The organism is Streptomyces sp. 63XJN7_1_ISO-PGPR-S23-121, assembly GCF_056173025.1.
On sequence record NZ_CM149653.1, the window covers coordinates 1,084,760 to 1,106,378 of the forward strand.

Sequence of the window (21,619 nt, forward strand, 5' to 3'; positions counted from 1 at the left end):
ACTCATCAGAAGAAGCGCGGATCGTCGAAGACGCCGGACGCGACGAGGTACACGTAGAAGTCGGCGAGCGCCACGCTCAGCAGCGACGCCCAGGCGAGGGCCATGTGGTGGGCGTTGAGCCGCCCCACCAGCCGCCACATCCGGTAGCGCACCGGGTGCCGGGAGAAGTGCCTGAGCTTGCCGCCGACGATGTGCCGGCACGAGTGGCAGGACAGGGTGTACGCCCAGATCAGCCCGATGTTCGCCAGGAACACCAGGGTGCCCAGGCCCATGTGGCCCCAGGCGTAGTGCTCGTCGCGGAAGGCGAGCACGGTGTCGTAGGTGAGGATGCCCGCGACCAGGAGCGCCGCGTAGAAGAAGTACCGGTGGGCGTTCTGCAGGACGAGCGGGAAGCGGGTCTCGCCGGTGTACTTCCTGTGCGGCTCGGCCACCGCGCAGGCCGGCGGGGACGCCCAGAAGCCCCGGTAGTAGGCCTTGCGGTAGTAGTAGCAGGTCAGGCGGAAGCCGAGCGGGAAGATCAGGATGATGACCGCGGGGGAGATGCCCCACCAGGTGCCGAGGAGCCCCCAGTTCGGGCCGGCCCGCATCGGCTCGCAGTTCTCCGCCAGGCAGGGCGAGTAGAAGGGCGAGACGTACGGGGCCGCGTAGTAGTCGGCGTTCGCGAAGGCCCGCCAGGTCGAGTAGACGACGAAGGCGAGCAGTCCCGCGGCGGTCGCGGCCGGCGCCAGCCACCAGCGGTCGGTGCGCAGGTGCGGGGCGCCGATGGCGGCGCGCGTCGGGGAGTGGACGCCGCCGCGGGGGCGGGGTTCCGTTCCGGGTGGTTCGGTTCCAGTGGCCACGGGTCGGCTCCGGGTCGGGGTCAGGGGGCGCGGCGGTCGCGGGCGCCGAGGCCCTCGTCGTCCGAGTCCGTCCACAGGGAGCCGTCGTACGGCGTGTCCGGGATCGGGACGAGGTCGGACCGCTCGGCCGCGACGGGGGAGGCGGCCGTCGCGCGCAGCAGCGCCACGCTCTCCCGCAGATGGTCGGCGTCGGTGCGGACCCGGCGCATCTCCAGGCCGTCGCCGCCGAGCTGCTGTGCCAGTCGGCTCACGGACCGGGACAGGTCGTCGAGGCAGCGCTGGAGGGATGACAGGTCGTCGTGCACGGACATGACGTGACCTCACTTCCGTTGGGCACGGCACCCGGCCGGCCCTGGACGGCGACGTTCATGCGCCTGAGAGTGTCGCGCGTCACACCCGCCGCTGGGAAGGGACGTGCACCGATTGGCCGGGGCGTACGGGTGCGCGAGGCGGTGCGTTGCGCCGCACGGGTGGGCTTGCGCACCGCCACCGCCGTGTCTCCCCGCGCAGCCGAACCGTTTCCTCTTCAGTGGCCGCATACCGCACGGATACAAATGATCAACCTCATATACCGCTAGAAGCGATCACTACGGACGTGATCACCATCCCCGCGGCCTTCCGGAGGTAGCACAGATGTCCCACGTCGGCGTCGGACCTCGCGCGGTCACGCGCTCGGTCGTCTTCCTCACCGCGGGTGTGCTCACGCTCCCCGCGCTGGCCGGCTGCAGCTCCGAGGACCCCTCCGGGAAGCCGCTCGCCGGGCAGGACATCGCCCGGGCGGACCGCGCCCGGATCGCCGACGGCGGCACCCTGCACTGGGCCGTGGACTCCGTGCCGGAGACCCTGAACACCTTCCAGTCGGACGCCGACGCCACCACGGCCCGCGTCGCGCAGGCCGTGCTGCCCTCGATGTACCGGACGGACGCGACCGGCCGCCCGGTGCGCAACGCCGACTACCTGGAGTCCGCGAAGGTCGTCGACACCGAGCCCAAGCAGGTCGTCCTGTACAAGCTCGACCAGCAGGCCGTCTGGAGCGACGGCCGGGAGATCGGCGCGGCCGACTTCGCCGCCCAGTGGCGCGCCCTGTCCGGCAGGGACAGCGCCTACTGGACCGCCCGCAACGCCGGCTACGACCGCATCCAGAAGATCGAGCGCGGTGCCGACGACCTGGAGGTCAAGGTCACCTTCAGTCGGCCCTACGCGGACTGGAAGTCGTTGTTCACCCCGCTGTACCCGAAGGACGTCATGGGCACCCCGGACTCCTTCAACGACGGAGCCCGGCGCAAGCTCAAGGTCACCGCCGGGCCCTTCGCCGTCAAGAAGGTCGACACCAAGGACGACGAGATCGTCCTCACCCGCAACCCCCGCTGGTGGGGCGACCAGCCCAAGCTCTCCGAGATCGTGCTGAGCGCCGTCCCGCGCGACGAGCGGGTCTCCGCACTGGCCGCCGGCGAGGTGGACCTGGCCGAGCTCGACCCGGACACCGCCGGTGAGGTCGCGCTGGCCGCCGGACCCCGGGACGCGGGCACCGGGAGCCCCGTCATGGGCGCGAGCGGCAGCCCCGCCGCGGGACCGGGCGGTACGCCGGCGTCCGGCCAGGACGGCAAGCGGTCCGCCGCGGACGACCTGCGCTCCTGGGCCGTCGCCAACGGCTCCGACGAGGAGGCCGCCGACGAGGAGACCGTCGCCCGCGAGGAGCGCCGCGAGGCGGCGGAGAAGTCCGAGCGCCGGCAGCAGGCCCTGCGCGGATTCGAGCTCCGCAAGTCGCTGGAGCCCGCCTACACCCAGCTCGCCCTCAACGGCGCCGACGGCCCCCTCGCCGACGAGCGCGTCCGCCGTGCCGTCGCCCGCGCCCTGGACCGCGGCGCACTGGCCAGGGCGGTCCTGGGCCCGCTGGGCCTGCCCGCCGAGCCCGTGGGCAGCCACCTCGCCCTGTCCGGCCAGCCCGTGTACGCCGACAACAGCGGAGCGCTCGGCGACCAGGACGCCAAGGAGGCCCGCGCCCTCCTCGCCGACGCCGGGTGGGTGCCCGGCGGGCCCGTGGACGAGGAGGAGAAGGGGGAGAAGGCGGCCGGCGCCGAGGGCGAGAAGTCGAAGAGCGACAAGAGCGACGAGAGCGACAAGGACGGCAAGGGCGACAAGGGCGAGGAGTCCGAGGGCGGCGACGACGGCACCTACATCGTCGGCGAGGACAACAAGAACGACGACACCGACGAGGAGAGCGGCGAGAAGCACCGGAACGAGAAGAACACCGCCCAGGGCGGCGCCCCCGGCGCCTACGCCCCCAAGGGCACCGCCGCCCCGGCGGGTCCGGCGGTGAAGCCGATGGCCAAGGACGGCAAGGCCCTCACCCTGCGCTTCGTGCTCCCCTCCGGCCCCGGCTCCGACGCGCTGCGCACGGTGGCCGACCGCATCTCCGGCATGCTGAAGAAGGTCGGCATCACCACCGACGTCACCAAGGTCTCCGACGAGAGCTACTTCAAGGACCACATCGCCTCCGGCGAGTACGACCTGGCCCTCTACTCCTGGCCGACCACCGCCTTCCCCGCCACCGACGCCCGCCCCATCTACGCCAAGCCCGTACCGGCCGCCGACGGCTCCCTGAACGTCGCGCAGAACTACACCCGGGTCGGCACCGACCAGGTCGACCAGCTCTTCGACCAGGCCCTGGCGACGCTGGACGAGAGCGAGGCCCGCGACCTGCTGCGCAAGGCGGACTCGCGGATCTGGGCGGCGGCGGGCTCCATTCCCCTCTACCAGCGGCCCCAGCTGACCGCCGCCCGCAGGAACCTCGTCAACGCGGGAGCCTTCGGTTTCGGGACCCCGGTGTACGAGGACATGGGCTTCCTGAAGAAGGGCGCCGAGGGCGCGCCGCGGTCGGCGGGCCCGTCGTCCTGAGCGGGCGGGGAGGCCCCCCGCACACGGCCCGGCAAGCTCCAGCCCTCGCGGCCCCGTACCATTGGGTGAGGCCGTGGCATGTATCGCCCGGCAGGCCCGCGTGACACGGACGTCCGCGAGGGCCGTCCTCACACCCTCCGGGAGTACGCCACACATGGCTGTGTCTGTTACGCGTCACAACATCCGCAACGTCGCCATCGTCGCCCACGTCGACCACGGCAAGACCACCATCGTCGACGGGATGCTCAAGCAGGCCGGTGCCTTCGCCGCGCACCAGCTCGACTCCGTCGACGACCGCATGATGGACTCGAACGACCTGGAGCGTGAGAAGGGCATCACGATCCTGGCCAAGAACACGGCGGTGAAGTACCACCCGAAGGATGGCGGCGACGTCATCACCATCAACATCATCGACACCCCGGGCCACGCCGACTTCGGCGGCGAGGTCGAGCGCGGTCTGTCGATGGTCGACGGCGTCGTCCTCCTCGTGGACGCCTCCGAGGGCCCGCTGCCGCAGACCCGCTTCGTGCTCCGCAAGGCGCTCCAGCAGCGCCTGCCGATCATCCTCTGCATCAACAAGACGGACCGCCCGGACTCCCGGATCGACGAGGTCGTCAACGAGACGTACGACCTCTTCCTCGACCTGGACGCCGACGAGGAGCAGATCGAGTTCCCGATCGTCTACGCCTGCGGCCGCGACGGCGTCGCCTCCCTCACCAAGCCCGAGGACGGCACCGTCCCGAGCGACTCCACGAGCCTGGAGCCGTTCTTCTCGACGATCCTGGAGTACATCCCGGCGCCCACCTACGAGGAGGAGGCCCCGCTCCAGGCCCACGTCACCAACCTGGACGCCGACAACTTCCTCGGCCGCATCGCGCTGCTGCGCGTGCACCAGGGCGAGCTGAAGAAGGGCCAGACCGTCGCCTGGATGAAGCGCGACGGTTCCGTGCAGAACGTGCGGATCTCCGAGCTGATGATGACCGAGGCGCTCACGCGCAAGCCCGCCGAGAAGGCCGGCCCCGGTGACATCTGCGCCGTCGCGGGCATCCCGGAGATCATGATCGGCGAGACGCTGGCCGACCCGGAGAACCCGGTCCCGCTGCCGCTGATCACGGTGGACGAGCCGGCGATCTCCATGACCATCGGCACCAACACCTCCCCGCTGGTCGGCCGCGGCGCCACCGGCAAGGGCGCGGACAACAAGGCGGTCGTCAAGGACCGCAAGGTCACCGCGCGCCAGGTCAAGGACCGTCTGGACCGCGAGCTGATCGGCAACGTCTCGCTGCGCGTCCTGGACACCGAGCGTCCGGACGCCTGGGAGGTGCAGGGCCGCGGTGAGCTGGCGCTGGCCATCCTGGTCGAGCAGATGCGCCGCGAGGGCTTCGAGCTGACCATCGGCAAGCCGCAGGTCGTCACCAAGGAGGTCGACGGCAAGACCTACGAGCCCGTCGAGCGCATGACGATCGACGTGCCCGAGGAGCACATGGGCGCGGTCACGCAGCTCATGGGCGTGCGCAAGGGCCGGATGGACAACATGTCCAACCACGGCTCGGGCTGGGTGCGCATGGAGTTCGTCGTGCCCTCCCGCGGTCTGATCGGCTTCCGTACCGAGTTCCTGACCCAGACCCGCGGCACCGGCATCGCCCACTCCATCCACGAGGGCCACGAGCCCTGGTTCGGCACCCTGACGACCCGCAACAACGGCTCGCTGGTCGCCGACCGCTCGGGTGCGGTCACCGCGTTCGCGATGACCAACCTCCAGGAGCGCGGCGTGCTCTTCACGGAGCCCGGCACCGAGGTGTACGAGGGCATGATCGTCGGCGAGAACTCCCGCGCCGACGACATGGACGTCAACATCACCAAGGAGAAGAAGCTCACCAACATGCGGTCGTCCTCGGCCGATTCGTTCGAGGCGATCGTCCCGCCGCGCAAGCTCTCGCTGGAGCAGTCGCTGGAGTTCTGCCGCGACGACGAGTGCGTCGAGGTGACCCCCGAGGCCGTCCGCATCCGCAAGGTGAACCTGGACGCCCGTGAGCGCGCCCGCGCCGCGAGCCGCGCCAAGCACGGCTGATCCCACCCCCCGGACGGCACCGGGCACCCCTCTCCGGGGGTGTCCGGTGCCGTTTTCGTGGCCGGGGTGCGATCCTCCGGAGAGGGGACCGCTCCGGAGAGGGGATCACGAGAGCGTAGGGAAAACCCTCGATTTCGTGCGGGAATGCCGTCCGGGGGGCCGGCTCGCACTACCCTGCCCGGAAGTCACGCGCCCGGAGGGGCCGGTGGCGCGGGGACCGGTGTCACCGTGGCCGACGTCCGTGCACACGGAGCGTGGCGGGCGCGGGGCACACCTGGGGCACCCTGCACGGCGGGCACGTTACTCGCAATCTCTTTTCCTGACACGGGCGTCCGCTATGCGGGCACCCGTTCCCGATAGATGTGTAACAAGTCCGTTTCGCAGTGATCTCTCACCAAACCCTTTGTCCGGATTTTGGAAGATCTAGCCCCTATCTGTGATCGAACCGAGACCTCGAGAGTGTGGTTCGGTCCCTGGCGGATGGCAGATAGTTAGGCGCGTAGAGCTCGTATGAACGGGTCACGCGCTGACGGCGCAGACTCGCGAGCGCGGGGGCACTTGGCGGATTCCAGGCACCGGTGACGGGGCCGGGAGTTGGCGTGTGCTCCTCTTTGCGGTGAACCAGCGGATTCATGAGGAGGAACCCATGCGAGGTGCCACAAGCGCCATATGGGTCGCGTCGTCCCCGGTGGCAGGTGCAGGTCCCGTGGGTGGGTTCAGTTCCGTTGCCGTCGCCGCCGTGGCGATCCGGTGGCGCGGACTTCCTTGACGGCTCGTTCCCGCGGCCGGTCGACGCCGGCCGCGAGCCAGGGTTCCCCAAGGGCGGGTTCGCCCGCCAGTCGTTGTTCCCCTCGCGCGCTTCGAATGACATACGCCGTGCGAAGGCCGTCGGACCACTCGTGCACCTCCGGCGGTCTCCAACACCTGTGAAATGGACGAATCATGACGAGTCCAATCGAGATTGAGGGTGCTGAAGCCTCTTCCGTCTTGGACAAAGAGAGCGCACCGCAGGGTGACGCCCAGGAGTCGAACAAGTCTTCCGAGGGGCGCAGCCCCGGGCAGTTGATGTGGAGTCGCTTCAAGCGCGACCGGGCCGGTGTCGTCTCCGCATTCGTCGTCCTGTTCTTCTTCGTGGTCGCGGCAGCGGCGCCACTGATCGCGAAGGTGTACGGCAAGAACCCGTATACGCTCTACGGCCAGGACAACCCCGACCTCCTGGACATGTTCACCATGCCGGCTAAGCCGGCCGGCGGCATCGACGGCGAGTTCTGGTTCGGCATCGAACCGGGTCTGGGCCGCGATGTCTTCACCCAGCTGCTGTACGGCATGCGGACCTCGATCGCCACAGCGCTGGCCGCGACGCTCATCATGACGATCGTGGGTGTGCTGATCGGCCTCGCCGGAGGCTACTTCGGCGGCAAGACCGACTACTGGCTCGGCCGGGTGACCGACTTCTTCATGGCCCTGCCCAGCCAGCTGTTCTTCGTCGCCGCGATGCCCGTGATCACCACGGTGTTCGTCGCCCCGGACGAGGAGACGCCCACCTACGTGCGCACCTGCGCCATCATCATCGTGATGGCCTTCCTGGGCTGGATGAGCATGGCGCGGATCGTCCGGGCCGCCACGCTGTCCCTGCGTGACCGGGAGTTCGTCGAGGCGGCGCGCATCTCCGGCGCCTCGTCCTGGCGGATCATCCGCAAGGAACTCCTTCCCAACATCGTCACGCCCACGCTCGTGCAGGCGACCCTCACGCTGCCGAGCACCATCCTGAGCATCGCCTTCCTCTCCTTCGTGGGTGTGGGATACGTCGAACCCACGCCGGACTGGGGCCGCATGTTCGCCATCGGCGCGAACATCGTGGAGCAGGACCCCTACTACATGCTCTTCCCCGGCATCGCCATGGTGATCTTCGTCGTGGCCTTCAACCTCCTCGGCGACTCGGTGCGGGACGCTTTCGATCCCAAGACGGGCCGCTGAGCCCCCACGGGGACTCCTCGCTCTGCCCCAGGTCGGGCTCGGTGCCACACAGCCCGTCTCCGGCCACGTACCAGCAGTGCTCACTACTCACAGGCAGGTGGATTCGACTCCATGAGCATCTTCCGAAACCGCACCGCTACGGCCGCGCTCGTCGCGGTGGCGGCGGGCGCCCTGACCCTCACCGCCTGCGGCGGCGGCGACAGCGGCAACTCGTCCAAGGACAACAGCAAGAGCAAGCAGGACGCCGCGTCGCAGTCCAAGCCGGTGCAGATCGGTGACGCCCAGGCGTCCACCGGTCCCGCGGCCGAGGTTCCCGGCGCCAAGCCCGGCGGTGTCGCGACCGTGTACCAGGAGGACGACTTCTCCCACCTGGACCCGGGCCAGATCTACGTCTCGGACGGCAAGCTGCTCAGCCGCCTCATCTACCGCGGCCTGACCCAGTACTCCGAGGACGACAAGGGCAACCTGACCGTCGTGGGCGACCTCGCCACCGACGCCGGCAAGGTGTCCGACGGGGGCAAGACCTGGACGTACACCCTCAAGGACAACCTCAAGGACGAGAACGGCAACCCGATCAACTCGGCGGACATCCGCCACACGGTCGAGCGCCTGTACGCCTCGTACATCACCGACGGTCCGGTCTACCTGCAGCAGTGGCTGTCCGGTGCCGGCACCACGTACCGCAAGGCCTACGAGGGTCCGGACAAGGGCAAGCACCTGCCCGACAACGTCCTGGCGACGCCGGACGACAAGACGATCGTCTTCCACTTCAAGGACGCGCAGCCCGACCTCCCGCAGATGCTGACCATGCCCGGTTACAGCGTCGTCCCGGAGGAGACGGACACCAAGGAGAAGTACGACACCGACCCGGTCGCCTCCGGTCCGTACAAGATCTCGGACTTCAAGCCGGGCAAGTCGATGACGCTGGTCAAGAACACCCAGTGGGACCCGAAGTCCGACTCGGTGCGCCACCAGTACGTGGACGGCTTCAACATCGAGATGAACCACGATGACGAAGACCAGACCAAGACCCTGCTCGCCGACCAGGGCGAGGCCAAGAACGCGATGATGTTCACGGGCCAGGTCGCCACCACGCAGCTGCAGAAGGTCGTCAGCGACAAGAACGCCATGGCCAACCGCACGATCCAGGGCTACGCGCCCTACGTGTGGCAGCTCAACTTCAACATGGACCGCGTCAAGGACAAGAAGCTCCGTGACGCCATCGCCCTGGCCCTGCCGGCCACCTCGGTCTTCAAGGCCGACGGCGGCGCCTACGGCGGTGAGGTCGCCAACTCGCTGATGTCGCCCACCACCCCGGGCTACGACGAGTCCTACGACCCGTTCAACCGCGCCAAGAAGCCCAACGGCGACATCGAGGCCGCCAAGAAGCTGATCAAGGAAGGCGGCTTCGAGGGCAAGAAGCTCGTCTACGCCTACGGCAACACGCCGACCCGTCAGCAGCAGGCCGTCCTGATCGCCGACGCCCTGGGCAAGATCGGCCTCGACATCCAGAAGAAGGAGATCGACGCCGCGACCTGGTACGAGCAGGTCGGCAAGGTCAAGAACGGTCTGGACCTGTACATGACCGGCTGGGGCCAGGACTGGCCGTCCGCGTCCACGGTCTTCCCGCCCGTGTACGACGGCACGCAGATCCAGGACGGCGCGTCGAACTACTCGCACATCAACGACCCGCACGTCAACTCGGAGATCGCCCGCATCCAGAAGATCACCGACACCGCCGAGGCCACCAAGGCGTGGGGTGAGCTGAGCACCTACATCACCGAGAAGATCAACCCGGCCGCGCCGATCTACTACACCAAGGTCTTCCAGATCTTCGGTTCGAACATCGGCGGCATCCGCTACAGCTCCGACTCGAGCTACGTGGACGTCACCCGGGTCTTCCTCAAGAAGTAACCCGCCCTGTCGGGAAACCGGTGGTGGGCGCGCGGCGGAGCGCCCACCACCGGGGCCCGGATCCCTTCAGACCTCCCAACCGATTGCCGCCGTCCTGAGAGCAGCTGCCTGCCATGCTTCAATTCCTCATTCGCCGGACGTTCGGCGCGGCGCTGATTCTGCTGTTGATCAGTGCGTTCACGTTCTTCATGTTCTTCGCGATCCCGCAGGACCCGGCCATGCTGGCCTGTGGCAAGAACTGCACCCCGGACGCGCTGGCGATCATCCACAAGAACCTCGGCCTCGACTCGCCGGTCCCCGTTCAGTACTGGAACTTCATCGTCGGCATCTTCGCCGGCCGTGACTTCGCCGTCGGTCACTGCGCCGCGCCTTGCTTCGGTGTCTCCTTCGCGAACAACCAGAACGTCTGGGACACGATCGTCGACCGCTTCCCGCTGACGCTCTCGCTGACCGTCGGCAGCCTCCTGGTCTTCCTCATCGTCGGTCTCGGCGCCGGCATGCTGGCCGCGAAGAACCGCGGTACCTGGCTGGACAAGACGTTCAGCTCGGGTTCCCTGGTGATCAGCTCCATGCAGATCTACTTCCTCGGCCCGCTGGTCCTGCTGCTCTTCGTCTACAACACCGGCTGGCTGGACAAGCCGAAGTACGTGCCGTTCTCCGACGACCTCGGCGGCTGGTTCATGGGGCTGCTGATCCCCTGGCTCGTCATGGCGACGATCTTCACCGCCAACTACACCCGTATGAGCCGGTCGTCGATGATCGAGCAGCTCCAGGAAGAGCATGTGAAGGCGGCCCGCGCCAAGGGCATGTCGGGCAACTACGTCTTCTTCCGCTACGCCTGGCGCGGCTCCCTCATCCCCATCGTCACCATCCTCGGTATCGACCTGTCCTCGCTGCTGTCCGGCGGCATGGTGACCGAGCTGACGTTCGGCCTGGCCGGTCTCGGCCGGCTGGCGCTCGACTCCGTCACCAACAAGGACCTGCCGATGCTGATGGGCGTCATGCTGGTCAGCGCCGCGCTCATCATCGTCTTCAACCTGATCGTGGACGCCCTGTACGCCGTCATCGACCCGCGCGTGCGCCTGTCCTAGGAGAACCACCGTGACCACTCAGACCAAGCCCGAAGAGGCCGCGGCCGCCGCCGCGGGGGACGCCTTCCTGTCGGTGCGCGACCTCAAGGTCCACTTCTCCACCGAGGGCGGCATCGTCAAGGCGGTGGACGGGCTCTCCTTCGATCTTGAGCGCGGCAGGACGCTCGGCATCGTGGGCGAGTCCGGCTCCGGCAAGTCGGTGACCAACCTGGCCGTCCTCGGCCTGCACAACCGCAAGAAGACCGCCATCGACGGGTCGATCACACTGGACGGTCAGGAGCTGACCGACGCCAGTGAGAAGCAGATGGAAAAGCTGCGCGGCAACAAGATGGCGATGATCTTCCAGGACGCCCTCACCGCGCTGTCGCCGTACTACACGATCGGCCGTCAGATCGGCGAGCCGTTCATGAAGCACACCGGCGCCTCCAAGAAGGACGCCCGGGTGCGCGCCATCGACCTGCTGGAGAAGGTGGGCATCCCGCACCCGCAGCAGCGGGTCGACGACTACCCCCACCAGTTCTCCGGCGGTATGCGGCAGCGCGCCATGATCGCCATGGCGCTCGCGTGCGACCCGGACCTGCTGATCGCCGACGAGCCGACCACCGCGCTCGACGTGACGGTGCAGGCGCAGATCCTCGACCTGCTCAAGGACCTGCAGCAGGAGTTCGGCTCCGCGATCATCATGATCACCCACGACCTGGGCGTGGTCGCCAACATGGCCGACGACATCATGGTGATGTACGCCGGGCGTGCCGTCGAGCGCGGCACGGTGCGCGAGGTGCTCAAGTCGCCTCAGCACCCGTACACCTGGGGCCTGCTGGGGTCGATGCCGAGGCTCGCCTCCGACGTCGACGAGCCGCTGATGCCGATCCCCGGATCGCCGCCCTCGCTGCTGAACCCGCCCTCGGGATGCGCGTTCCACCCGCGGTGCGCGTTCACCGACAAGGTGTCCGGCGAGCGCTGCTCGCTGGAGCGTCCGGAGCTCGGCGTGGGTCGCGCGGCCGCCTGTCACATGACGGGGGACCAGCGGCAGCAGGTGTTCATCGAGACGATTCAGCCCCGGCTGGGCTGAGCGGAAACCGGCGACTGGGGCATCACCATGAGCGACAACAGCAAGACGAACACGGCGGTCGCCGACTCGATCCCGCAGCAGCGGGACGGTGACGGCGCACCCCTCATGCGGGTCAAGGGCCTGAAGAAGCACTTCCCGATCAAGGGCGGCTTCCCGATCCGGCGCACCGTCGGCGCGGTCAAGGCCGTCGACGGCATCGACTTCGAGGTCTTCGCGGGGGAGAGCCTCGGCCTCGTCGGCGAGTCCGGCTGCGGCAAGTCGACGACCGGCCGGCTGATCACCCGTCTGTACGAGCCCACCGAGGGCACCATCGAGTACAACGGGCAGGACATCACCAAGGCGAGCCGGGCGCAGCTCGCGCCGATCAGGTCCGAGATCCAGATGATCTTCCAGGACCCGTACGCGTCGCTGAACCCGCGGCAGACCGTGGGCACGATCATCTCGGGCCCGATGGAGATCAACGGGATCAACCCGCCCGGCGGCCGCGAGAAGCGGGTCCGGGAGCTCCTGGAGATCGTGGGTCTCAACCCGGAGCACTACAACCGCTTCCCGCACGAGTTCTCCGGCGGTCAGCGCCAGCGCATCGGCGTCGCGCGCGCCGTCGCGCTCCAGCCGAAGCTGATCATCGCCGACGAGCCGGTCTCGGCCCTCGACGTGTCGATCCAGGCCCAGGTGGTGAACCTGCTGCAGGAGGTGCAGCGGGAGATGGGGATCGCGTTCGTCTTCATCGCCCACGACCTGTCGATCGTGCGGCACTTCTCACAGCGCGTCGCGGTGATGTACCTGGGCAAGATCGTGGAGATCGCGGACCGCGACTCCCTGTACGAGCGGCCCCGCCACCCGTACACGCACGCGCTGCTGTCGGCCGTGCCGGACGCGGACATCGACGCGGTGAAGAAGGAGCGCATCCGCCTCCAGGGCGACGTGCCCTCGCCGATCGCCCCGCCGTCCGGCTGCCGCTTCCGTACGCGGTGCTGGAAGGCGCAGGACAAGTGCGCGACCGAGGAGCCGCCGCTCGTCCGCATCGAGGGCAGCAAGGCCGGCCACCTGACGGCCTGCCACTTCCCGGAGGAGCCGACCGTCGAGGCGCGCGCCGAGGACATCGTCCTCGACCCGGCCCTCGCGGCCCTGGAGGACGGCCCCGCGGGCGAGGCCGACGTCTCGAAGAGCTGACCCGGCGGGGTCCGGCCCCGGCAGGGGCCGGCCACTCGACGGCCCGAGGACCGGGGGCGGGAGGACGACTCTCCCGCCCCCGGTCCTTCGCGTGCCGCCGGGCACGTCGGCCGGCCACCCGATCGCCGTGCCGGTGCCCCGTTCGCCGTACGTCCGTCCGGAGGACGCCCCGAACCCGTACGGACCGGACGAATGTGCGCCGGGTGTCCCGCCCCCCGATGCTGGCCGGAACGGACAGCGGACGAGTCGGGCACTGGGAGGCAGGCCATGCGCGGAGCCACGCACGCCAAAGGGGCCGCTTGTGCGGTGGCGGTCGCCCTAACGGTGACGGCCTGCGGGGGCGGGGGCGGGGGCGGGGGCGGCGGCTCGGACAGCGGAGCCGTGCTCAGTTCCTCCTGGGGCGACCCCCAGAACCCGCTGGAGCCGGCCAACACCAACGAGGTGCAGGGCGGCAAGGTCCTCGACATGATCTTCCGGGGGCTGAAGAAGTACGACCCGAAGACCGGCGAGGCGAAGGACATGCTCGCCGAGAAGATCGACACCTCCGACTCGCAGAACTACACCATCACGGTCAAGGACGGCTGGACCTTCAGCAACGGCGAGAAGGTGACCGCACAGTCCTTCGTGGACGCCTGGAACTACGGCGCGAGCCTGCGGAACAACCAGCGCAACGCCTACTTCTTCGCCTACATCGACGGCTACGACAAGGTGCACCCCGAGGACGGGAGCGGGCAGAGCGCCGACACGCTCTCCGGGCTGAAGGTCACCGGCCCCCGCACCTTCACGGTCAAGCTCAGCCAGAAGTTCTCGACCTTCCCCGACACCCTCGGCTACCCCGCCTTCGCCCCGCTGCCCACCGCGTTCTTCGACGACCACGACGCCTGGGTGAAGAAGCCGGTCGGGAACGGGCCCTACCAGGTCGACAACTACACCCGGGGCTCCCAGATGTCCCTGCGGACGTGGGACCGGTACCCCGGCCCGGACAAGGCCGTCAACGGCGGCGTCGACCTGAAGGTCTACACCGACAACAACACCGCCTACACCGACCTGATGGCAGGCAACCTCGACCTCGCCGACGACATCCCCGCCGCCCAGCTGAAGAACGTCAGGAGCGACCTCGGCGACCGCTACATCAACACCCCCGCCGGCATCATCCAGACCCTCGCCTTCCCGTACTACGACAAGAACTGGAACAAGCCCGGCTCGGACAAGGTCCGCACGGGCCTGTCCATGGCGATCGACCGCAAGCAGATCACCGACACGATCTTCCAGCAGACCCGCACCCCGGCCACCGACTGGACCTCGCCCGTCCTCGGCGCGGACGGCGGCTACAAGGCCGGCCTGTGCGGGGACGCCTGCTCGTACGACCCCGCCCAGGCCAAGAAGCTGATCAAGGAAGGCGGCGGTCTGCCCGGCGGCCAGGTCAAGATCACATACAACGCCGACACCGGTTCCCACGGGCAGTGGGTCGACGCCGTCTGCAACTCCATCAACAACGCCCTGGACAACGACCGCGCCTGTGTCGGGAACCCGGTCGGCACCTTCGCCGACTTCCGCAACCAGATCACCGACCGGAAGATGAGCGGTCCCTTCCGCGCCGGCTGGCAGATGGACTACCCGCTCATCCAGAACTTCCTCCAGCCGCTCTACTACACCAACGCCTCCTCCAACGACGGCAAGTGGTCGGACAAGAAGTTCGACGGCCTCGTCGACCGGGCGAACGGCGAGTCCGACACCGCCAAGGCCGTCCAGACCTTCCAGCAGGCCGAGGAGGTCGTCCGGGACAACATGGCCGCCATCCCGCTCTGGTACCAGAACGGCAGCGCCGGCTACTCGCAGCGGCTGTCCAACGTCGAGCTCAACCCCTTCAGCGTCCCCGTCTACAACGAGATCAAGGTCGGCTGAGGAGGCGCCATGGGACGGTACGTCGTCCGGCGGCTGCTCCAGATGATCCCGGTATTCATCGGGGCCACGCTGCTGATCTTCCTGATGGTCAACGTGATGGGCGACCCCATCGCGGGCCTGTGCGGGGACCGGGAGTGCGACCCGGCGACCGCGGCCCGGCTGAGGAAGGAGTTCGGCCTCGACAAGCCCGTGTGGCAGCAATACCTCACCTACATGGGCAACGTCTTCACCGGCGACTTCGGCACCGCCTTCAACGGCCAGCCGGTGACCGAGCTGATGGGCACCGCGTTCCCGGTGACCATCCGGCTGACCATCGTCGCCATCCTCTTCGAGATCGTCGTCGGCATCGTGCTCGGCGTCGTCACCGGCCTGCGCCGCGGACGCCCCGTCGACACCGGGGCGCTGCTGCTCACCCTCGTCGTCATCTCGGTCCCCACCTTCGTCACCGGCCTGCTGCTCCAGCTCCTCCTCGGCGTCAAGTGGGGCTGGATCGATCCGGCGGTCTCCACGGCGGCCCCCTTCGACGAGCTGATCGTCCCCGGCCTGGTCCTCGCCTCCGTGTCCCTCGCGTACGTCACCCGGCTCACCCGCACCTCCATCGCGGAGAACCGGCGCTCCGACTACGTCCGCACGGCCATCGCCAAGGGCCTGCCCCGCCACCGGGTCATCACCCGGCACCTGCTGCGCAACTCCCTCATCCCGGTCGTCACCTTCATCGGCACCGACATCGGCGCCCTGATGGGCGGCGCCATCGTCACCGAGCGGATCTTCAACATCCACGGCGTCGGCTTCCAGCTCTACCAGGGCATCCTGCGCCAGAACACGCAGACCGTCGTCGGCTTCGTCACCGTCCTGGTCCTCGTCTTCCTGGTCGCCAACCTCGTCGTCGACCTCCTGTACGCCGTACTCGACCCGAGGATCCGCTATGCCTGAGCAGGAGCCCTACGAGCCCGAACGCGCGATCGCCGGGACCGGGATGGGCGGCACGATGGACCTCGGCACCAGCGAGGCCATCACCCTGGAGAGGCCCCCGGAGAGCCCCGACGGCTCCGGGCCCCGGGACAAGCCCCGCAGCCTCTGGTCCGACGCCTGGCACGACCTGCGCCGCAACCCCGTCTTCATCGTCTCGGGCCTGGTGATCCTCTTCCTGATCGTCATCTCCGTCTGGCCGTCCCTGATCACCTCCGGCAACCCCCTCCAGTGCGACCTGGCCAAGGCCCAGGAGGGCTCCCAGCCCGGCCACCCCTTCGGCTACAACGGCCAGGGCTGCGACGTCTACACCCGCACCGTCTACGGTGCCCGCACGTCGGTGGAGGTCGGCGTCCTCGCCACGCTCGGGGTCGCCCTCCTCGGCAGCGTGCTCGGCGGGCTCGCCGGCTTCTTCGGCGGTGGGGGCGACGCGGTCCTGTCCCGGATCACCGACGTCTTCTTCGCGATCCCGGTCGTCCTCGGCGGGCTGGTGCTGCTCTCCGTGATCACCAGCAACACCGTCTGGCCGGTCATCGGCTTCATCGTGCTGCTCGGCTGGCCCCAGATCTCCCGCATCGCCCGCGGCTCCGTCATCACCGCCAAGCAGAACGACTACGTCCAGGCCGCCCGCGCGCTCGGCGCCTCCAACTCCCGGCTGCTGCTGCGGCACATCGCGCCCAACGCCGTCGCCCCGGTCATCGTCGTGGCGACCATCGCGCTCGGCACCTACATCTCCCTGGAGGCGACCCTGTCCTTCCTCGGCGTCGGCCTGAAGCCGCCCAGCGTCTCCTGGGGCATCGACATCTCCGCCGCCGCCCCCTACGTCCGCAACGCCCCGCACGCGCTGCTCTGGCCCTCCGGAGCCCTGGCCGTCACCGTCCTCGCGTTCATCATGCTCGGCGACGCGGTGCGCGACGCCCTCGACCCGAAGCTGAGGTGAGCCGCCGCCATGCTGCTCGAAGTGCGCGACCTGCACGTGGAGTTCCACACCCGGGACGGCGTCGCCAGGGCCGTCAACGGCGTCAGCTACGGCGTCGACGCGGGCGAGACCCTGGCCGTCCTCGGCGAGTCCGGCTCCGGCAAGTCCGTCACCGCCCAGACGATCATGGGCATCCTCGACGTCCCGCCCGGCCGGGTCACCGGGGGTGAGGTCCTCTTCGAGGGCCGGGACCTGCTGAAGCTGAAGGAGCAGGAGCGCCGGAAGGTCCGCGGCGCCGGGATGGCGATGATCTTCCAGGACGCGCTGTCCTCCCTCAACCCGGTCCTCACCGTCGGCGACCAGCTCGGCGAGATGTTCACCGTGCACCGGGGCATGTCCCGCAAGGACGCCCGCGCCAAGGCCGTCGAGCTGATGGACCGGGTGCGCATCCCGGCCGCGAGGGAGCGGGTGAGGCAGTACCCGCACCAGTTCTCCGGCGGCATGCGCCAGCGCATCATGATCGCGATGGCGATGGCCCTCGAACCCAAGCTGATCATCGCCGACGAGCCGACCACCGCCCTCGACGTCACCGTCCAGGCCCAGGTCATGGAGCTGCTCGCGGAACTCCGGCGCGAGCTGCACATGGGCCTGATCCTCATCACCCACGACCTGGGCGTGGTCGCCGACGTCGCCGACAGGATCGCGGTGATGTACGCCGGCCGGATCGTGGAGACGGCCCCCGTCCACGACATCTACAAGGCCCCGGCGCACCCGTACACCCGCGGCCTGCTGGAGTCGATCCCGCGCCTGGACCAGAAGGGCCGGGAGCTCTACGCCATCAAGGGCCTGCCGCCCAACCTCAGCCGCATCCCACCCGGCTGCGCCTTCCACCCCCGCTGCCCGATGGCCCGGGACGTCTGCCGCACCGACGTACCGCCGCTGTACGGGGTGACGCCCCCGGAGTGGACCGGCACGGAACGCGGGAGCGCCTGCCACTTCTGGAGGGAGTGCCTGCATGGCTGAGGCCACCGCACCGATCCTCGAGGTCCGCGGCCTCGTCAAGCACTACCCGCTGACCTCCGGCATCCTCTTCAGGAAGCACGTCGGCGCGGTCAAGGCGGTCGACGGCGTGGACTTCGAGCTCGGGCGCGGCGAGACCCTGGGCATCGTCGGCGAGTCCGGCTGCGGCAAGTCCACGGTCGCCAGGATGCTGGTGAACCTGGAGCGGCCGACGGCGGGGGAGATCCGCTACAAGGGCGAGGACATCACCCGCCTGTCGGGCAGGGCCCTCAAGGCCGTGCGCCGCAACATCCAGATGGTCTTCCAGGACCCCTACACCTCCCTCAACCCCCGGATGACGGTGGGCGACATCATCGGGGAGGCCTACGACATCCACCCGGAGGTGGCCCCGAAGGGCGACCGGCGCAGGCGGGTGCAGCACCTGCTGGACGTGGTCGGCCTGAACCCGGAGTACATCAACCGCTATCCGCACCAGTTCTCCGGGGGACAGCGCCAGCGCATCGGCATCGCGCGCGGGCTCGCCCTGCGCCCGGAGATCATCGTCGCGGACGAGCCGGTCTCCGCCCTCGACGTCTCCGTCCAGGCGCAGGTCATCAACCTGATGGGCCGGCTCCAGGAGGAGTTCGAGCTGTCGTACATCTTCATCGCCCACGACCTGTCGATCGTCCGGCACATCTCGGACCGGGTCGGTGTGATGTACCTCGGCCGCATCGTGGAGACCGGCCGCGACGCCGAGATCTACGACCACCCCACGCACCCCTACACCCAGGCACTGCTGTCCGCCGTGCCGGTGCCCGACCCGGACGCCCGGGAGCACCGCGAGCGGATCATCCTGGCCGGTGACGTACCCTCCCCGACCGACATCCCCTCCGGCTGCCGCTTCCGCACCCGCTGCTGGAAGGCGCGGGAGCGGTGCGCCCTGGAGGTGCCGGCGCTTGCGGTGCCCGCCGGGTTCCGGGGCGTCTCCGGCCCCGCCGCGCACGACTCGGCGTGCCACTTCGCGGAGGAGAAGCAGGTGGTCCCGCCGGAGGAGACCGCCCCTCGGCACCCGCACGGGGCGCACCGGGAGGACGCCGAGGACCCGGGCGAGCACGGCGGCGGGCCGGGGTGACAAGGTCCCCCCCCGGCCCGCCTACGGCACCCGCACGGCCGTACGACGTTCAGTGTCGCGCGTCCGTATATCGGTGCCGCTTCGGCGAAGTTGCCCGCGTGTTAAAGCGGTTGGTGCCCTCGTGGCCGCGGCCTCAGGCGAGGGACCGCTTGAGGAAGTCCACCTGGAGAAGCAGCAGATTCTCGGCCACCGCCTCCTGCGGGGTCATGTGCGTGACGCCGGACAGCGGGAGCACCTCGTGCGGGCGTCCGGCCGCCAGCAGGGCCGAGGACAGGCGCAGGGAGTGCGCCACCACCACGTTGTCGTCCGCCAGCCCGTGGATGATCATCATCGGGCGGTGCGGCTCGGCGGCGTCGACGAGGCCGTCGTCGTCGATCACCGAGTTGCGGCGGTAGACCTCCGGCTGCTCGTCCGGGTGGCCGATGTAACGCTCCTGATAGTGGGTGTCGTAGAGCCGCAGGTCCGTCACCGGGGCGCCCACGACCGCCGCGTGGAAGACGTCCGGCCGGCGCAGTGCCGCCAGCGCCGCCAGATAGCCGCCGAAGGACCAGCCGCGGATGGCCACCCGGTCCAGGTCGAGCGGGAAGTCGGCGGCGAGGGCCTGGAGCGCGTCGACCTGGTCCTGGAGGACGACGGCGGCCACGTCGTCCTTGACGGCCTTCTCCCAGGCGGGCGAGCGCCCCGGCGTGCCCCGCCCGTCGGCGACGACCACCGCGAATCCCTGGTCGGCGAACCACTGGGAGGTCAGGTGGGCGTTGTGCGCGGCCACCACCCGCTGGCCGTGCGGGCCACCGTACGGGTCCAGGAGGACGGGGAGGAGGGTGTCACCGTGGTAGTCCGTTGGCATAAGCACGGCGCACGGGACACGGCGTGCGCCCCCCTGGGTGAGCGTCACGCGCGGGGACAAACCGGGGTGTTCCGCGTACGAGGCGACGGTGGCCGCGACCTTCCCGTCCCGCAGCACCTGGGCCCGGGCCCCCGGCCGGTCCAGGGTCGCGGAGACGAGTACGGTCACGCCCCCGGCACGCACCGCCGAGTGCACGCCCGGCTCCTGCGAGACGCGCTCCACGCCGAGCTCGTTCACCCGGTACACGTGCACCTCGCCGGTCTCCGGGGCGGCCGCCTCCTCGCCCGCCGACGCGGAGACCAGCACGTCCTCGTCGGAGACGTCCAGCACCGCCCGCAGGTGCAACTGAGCACCGGTGAGCGGACGTTCGCCGACCGCCAGCACCCGCGCCCCGCCCTCGTCGGCGATCCGGACGAGCTGCCCGGACGGGCTCCAGCAGGGCACGCCGGGGAACAGTTCAAGCCAAACTGGATCTTCGTCCGCGTGCACCATCCGGGTCGTCCCGGACGCGAGGTCCACGGCCAGGAACAGCTGGCTGCGCTGGTCGCGCGCCTGTACGAGGAGCAGCGGCGCGCCCGCCGCTGACCAGTGCACTCGGGCCAGATACGGGTACCGCGCCCGGTCCCAGAGAACCTCGGTGCGCCCGCCGTCCAGGCCGATCGCGAACAGCCGCACGTCCGCGTTGGCGGTGCCCGCCGCCGGATACGGGACGTGTTGTGGATCACGTTCGGGGTGGGCCGGGTCGGAGATCCACCACCGCCTGACCGGCGTGTCGTCCACCCGCGCGACCAGCAGCCGGTCGGACTCCGGGCCCCACCAGAAGCCCCGCGTCCGGCTCATCTCCTCGGCGGCGATGAACTCGGCGAGCCCGTAGGAGACGCCCTCGGCGTCCGGCTCGGCCAGCGCCCTGTCCCCGTCGCCCTCGGCGCCCACGACCCGCAGGGCGCCCCGGGCGACGTACGCGACGTGCCGTCCGTCGGGGGAGGGACGCGGGTCGATCACCGGGCCGGGGACGGGCAGTTCGCGGGCCGTGCCCGCGCGCAGCTCGGCCGTGAAGAGGCGCCCCGACAGGGCGAAGGAGGCCAGCTCGACGGCCGCGTCGGTGGCGTACCCGACGATGCCGGCGCCGCCCTCGCGGCTGCGTTCGCGCCGTGCCCTCTCCTCGGGCGACAGGCGCTCCTCGGCGCCGCCCAGGAGGGCGCGCGGGTCGGCGGCGACGCGCTCCCCGCCGTCCCCGACGTCGAGGACCCACAGGGCGTTGGCCCGGTCCGTGCCGGAGCCGGAGCGCAGGAAGGCGACCCGTGAACCGTCGGGTGCCACGGTGAACGAACGCGGCGCGCCGAGCGTGAACCGCTGGGTGCGGGCGTGCCGTTTGGGGAAGGAGTCGGACTCGGTCGTCATGCCCTGACCATATTGGCCATGCGCCCCCTTGTGCGGCCGTGCGCCGATCGATGCGCGCGTACGGATAGTTATGATCACTAGCGCACAGTGGGTATCAACTGGGTGCCTGCTGCGTGGATTTATCTGCTCGTGCGTTCCACAGTGTTCCGATAGTCCGACCGCGTCCGACCTTCCCATGTCCCTGGGTTCTTTGGAGGTGATCCGCCGTGGCACTCTCGATTTCGGCGGTGGTGCTGCTGGCGATCGTCGTCTTCCTGCTGGTCAAGAAGTCAGGACTGAAGGCCGGGCACGCAGTCGTCTGCATGCTGCTCGGCTTCTACCTGGCCTCTTCGACCGTCGCCCCCACGATCAATGAGGTGACGACGAACATCGCGGGGATGATCGGAAGCATCAACTTCTGAACACCGTCTCC

The 21,619-nt window shown here is 69.4% G+C and carries 16 protein-coding genes; 13 read left to right on the forward strand and 3 right to left on the reverse strand.

What is annotated here, in order from left to right:
• Positions 1-5 precede the first annotated feature (5 nt).
• Positions 6-839: a hypothetical protein gene (locus tag AC0VYN_RS05095; RefSeq protein WP_475534965.1), complete on the reverse strand. Its 834-nt coding sequence runs from the start codon at positions 837-839 to the stop codon at positions 6-8.
• 20 nt (positions 840-859) lie between these two features.
• The gene (locus AC0VYN_RS05100) at positions 860-1,150 is read right to left on the reverse strand and encodes a hypothetical protein (RefSeq protein ID WP_385470267.1); all 291 of its coding nucleotides are present in this window, start codon (positions 1,148-1,150) and stop codon (positions 860-862) included.
• Between the two features lie 322 nt (positions 1,151-1,472).
• Here AC0VYN_RS05100 and AC0VYN_RS05105 point away from each other — a divergent pair, with 322 nt between their 5' ends.
• The 12 genes from AC0VYN_RS05105 (at position 1,473) to AC0VYN_RS05160 (ending at position 18,959) form a co-directional block, all read left to right on the forward strand.
• A complete protein-coding gene (locus AC0VYN_RS05105) occupies positions 1,473-3,737 on the forward strand; it encodes an ABC transporter family substrate-binding protein (protein ID WP_475534966.1) in 2,265 nt (754 codons plus the stop codon).
• Between the two features lie 154 nt (positions 3,738-3,891).
• The gene (typA, locus tag AC0VYN_RS05110) at positions 3,892-5,808 is read left to right on the forward strand and encodes a translational GTPase TypA (protein ID WP_475534967.1); all 1,917 of its coding nucleotides are present in this window, start codon (positions 3,892-3,894) and stop codon (positions 5,806-5,808) included.
• A gap of 942 nt (positions 5,809-6,750) precedes the next feature.
• Positions 6,751-7,785 (forward strand): ABC transporter permease, encoded by a 1,035-nt coding sequence (locus AC0VYN_RS05115; protein ID WP_475534968.1) that lies wholly within the window; start codon positions 6,751-6,753, stop codon positions 7,783-7,785.
• A gap of 111 nt (positions 7,786-7,896) precedes the next feature.
• On the forward strand, positions 7,897-9,699 hold the full coding sequence (locus AC0VYN_RS05120) for an ABC transporter substrate-binding protein (protein ID WP_475534969.1): 1,803 nt from the start codon (positions 7,897-7,899) through the stop codon (positions 9,697-9,699).
• A 113-nt stretch (positions 9,700-9,812) separates the two neighbouring features.
• A complete protein-coding gene (locus AC0VYN_RS05125) occupies positions 9,813-10,790 on the forward strand; it encodes an ABC transporter permease (protein ID WP_385472980.1) in 978 nt (325 codons plus the stop codon).
• 10 nt (positions 10,791-10,800) lie between these two features.
• Positions 10,801-11,862 carry an ABC transporter ATP-binding protein gene (locus tag AC0VYN_RS05130; RefSeq protein ID WP_475534970.1) on the forward strand — a complete coding sequence of 354 codons (1,062 nt, stop codon included), beginning with the start codon at positions 10,801-10,803 and terminating at the stop codon, positions 11,860-11,862.
• Positions 11,863-11,889: 27 nt separating this feature from the next.
• The gene (locus AC0VYN_RS05135; protein WP_475534971.1) at positions 11,890-13,035 is read left to right on the forward strand and encodes an ABC transporter ATP-binding protein; all 1,146 of its coding nucleotides are present in this window, start codon (positions 11,890-11,892) and stop codon (positions 13,033-13,035) included.
• Positions 13,036-13,302: 267 nt separating this feature from the next.
• On the forward strand, positions 13,303-14,940 hold the full coding sequence (locus tag AC0VYN_RS05140) for a peptide ABC transporter substrate-binding protein (protein ID WP_475534972.1): 1,638 nt from the start codon (positions 13,303-13,305) through the stop codon (positions 14,938-14,940).
• Positions 14,941-14,949: 9 nt separating this feature from the next.
• Positions 14,950-15,873, forward strand: a complete 924-nt coding sequence (locus tag AC0VYN_RS05145) for an ABC transporter permease (RefSeq protein ID WP_475534973.1) — start codon at positions 14,950-14,952, stop codon at positions 15,871-15,873.
• Complete coding sequence (locus AC0VYN_RS05150) at positions 15,866-16,849, forward strand: ABC transporter permease (protein ID WP_475534974.1); 984 nt, start codon at positions 15,866-15,868, stop codon at positions 16,847-16,849. The genes AC0VYN_RS05145 and AC0VYN_RS05150 overlap by 8 nt, the downstream gene beginning before the upstream one ends.
• Before the next feature lie 9 nt (positions 16,850-16,858).
• Entirely contained in the window at positions 16,859-17,851 is a 993-nt protein-coding gene (locus AC0VYN_RS05155) for an ABC transporter ATP-binding protein (protein WP_475534975.1), read from the forward strand.
• Complete coding sequence (locus tag AC0VYN_RS05160; RefSeq protein ID WP_475534976.1) at positions 17,844-18,959, forward strand: ABC transporter ATP-binding protein; 1,116 nt, start codon at positions 17,844-17,846, stop codon at positions 18,957-18,959. Before AC0VYN_RS05155 ends, AC0VYN_RS05160 begins: the two co-directional genes overlap by 8 nt.
• A gap of 133 nt (positions 18,960-19,092) precedes the next feature.
• On the opposite strand, the gene AC0VYN_RS05165 is transcribed toward AC0VYN_RS05160, so the two are convergent.
• Positions 19,093-21,207, reverse strand: coding sequence for a prolyl oligopeptidase family serine peptidase (locus AC0VYN_RS05165; protein WP_475534977.1), 2,115 nt, complete (start codon positions 21,205-21,207; stop codon positions 19,093-19,095).
• Between the two features lie 206 nt (positions 21,208-21,413).
• Here AC0VYN_RS05165 and AC0VYN_RS05170 point away from each other — a divergent pair, with 206 nt between their 5' ends.
• Positions 21,414-21,608, forward strand: coding sequence for a hypothetical protein (locus tag AC0VYN_RS05170; protein ID WP_475534978.1), 195 nt, complete (start codon positions 21,414-21,416; stop codon positions 21,606-21,608).
• Positions 21,609-21,619: the final 11 nt, after the last annotated feature.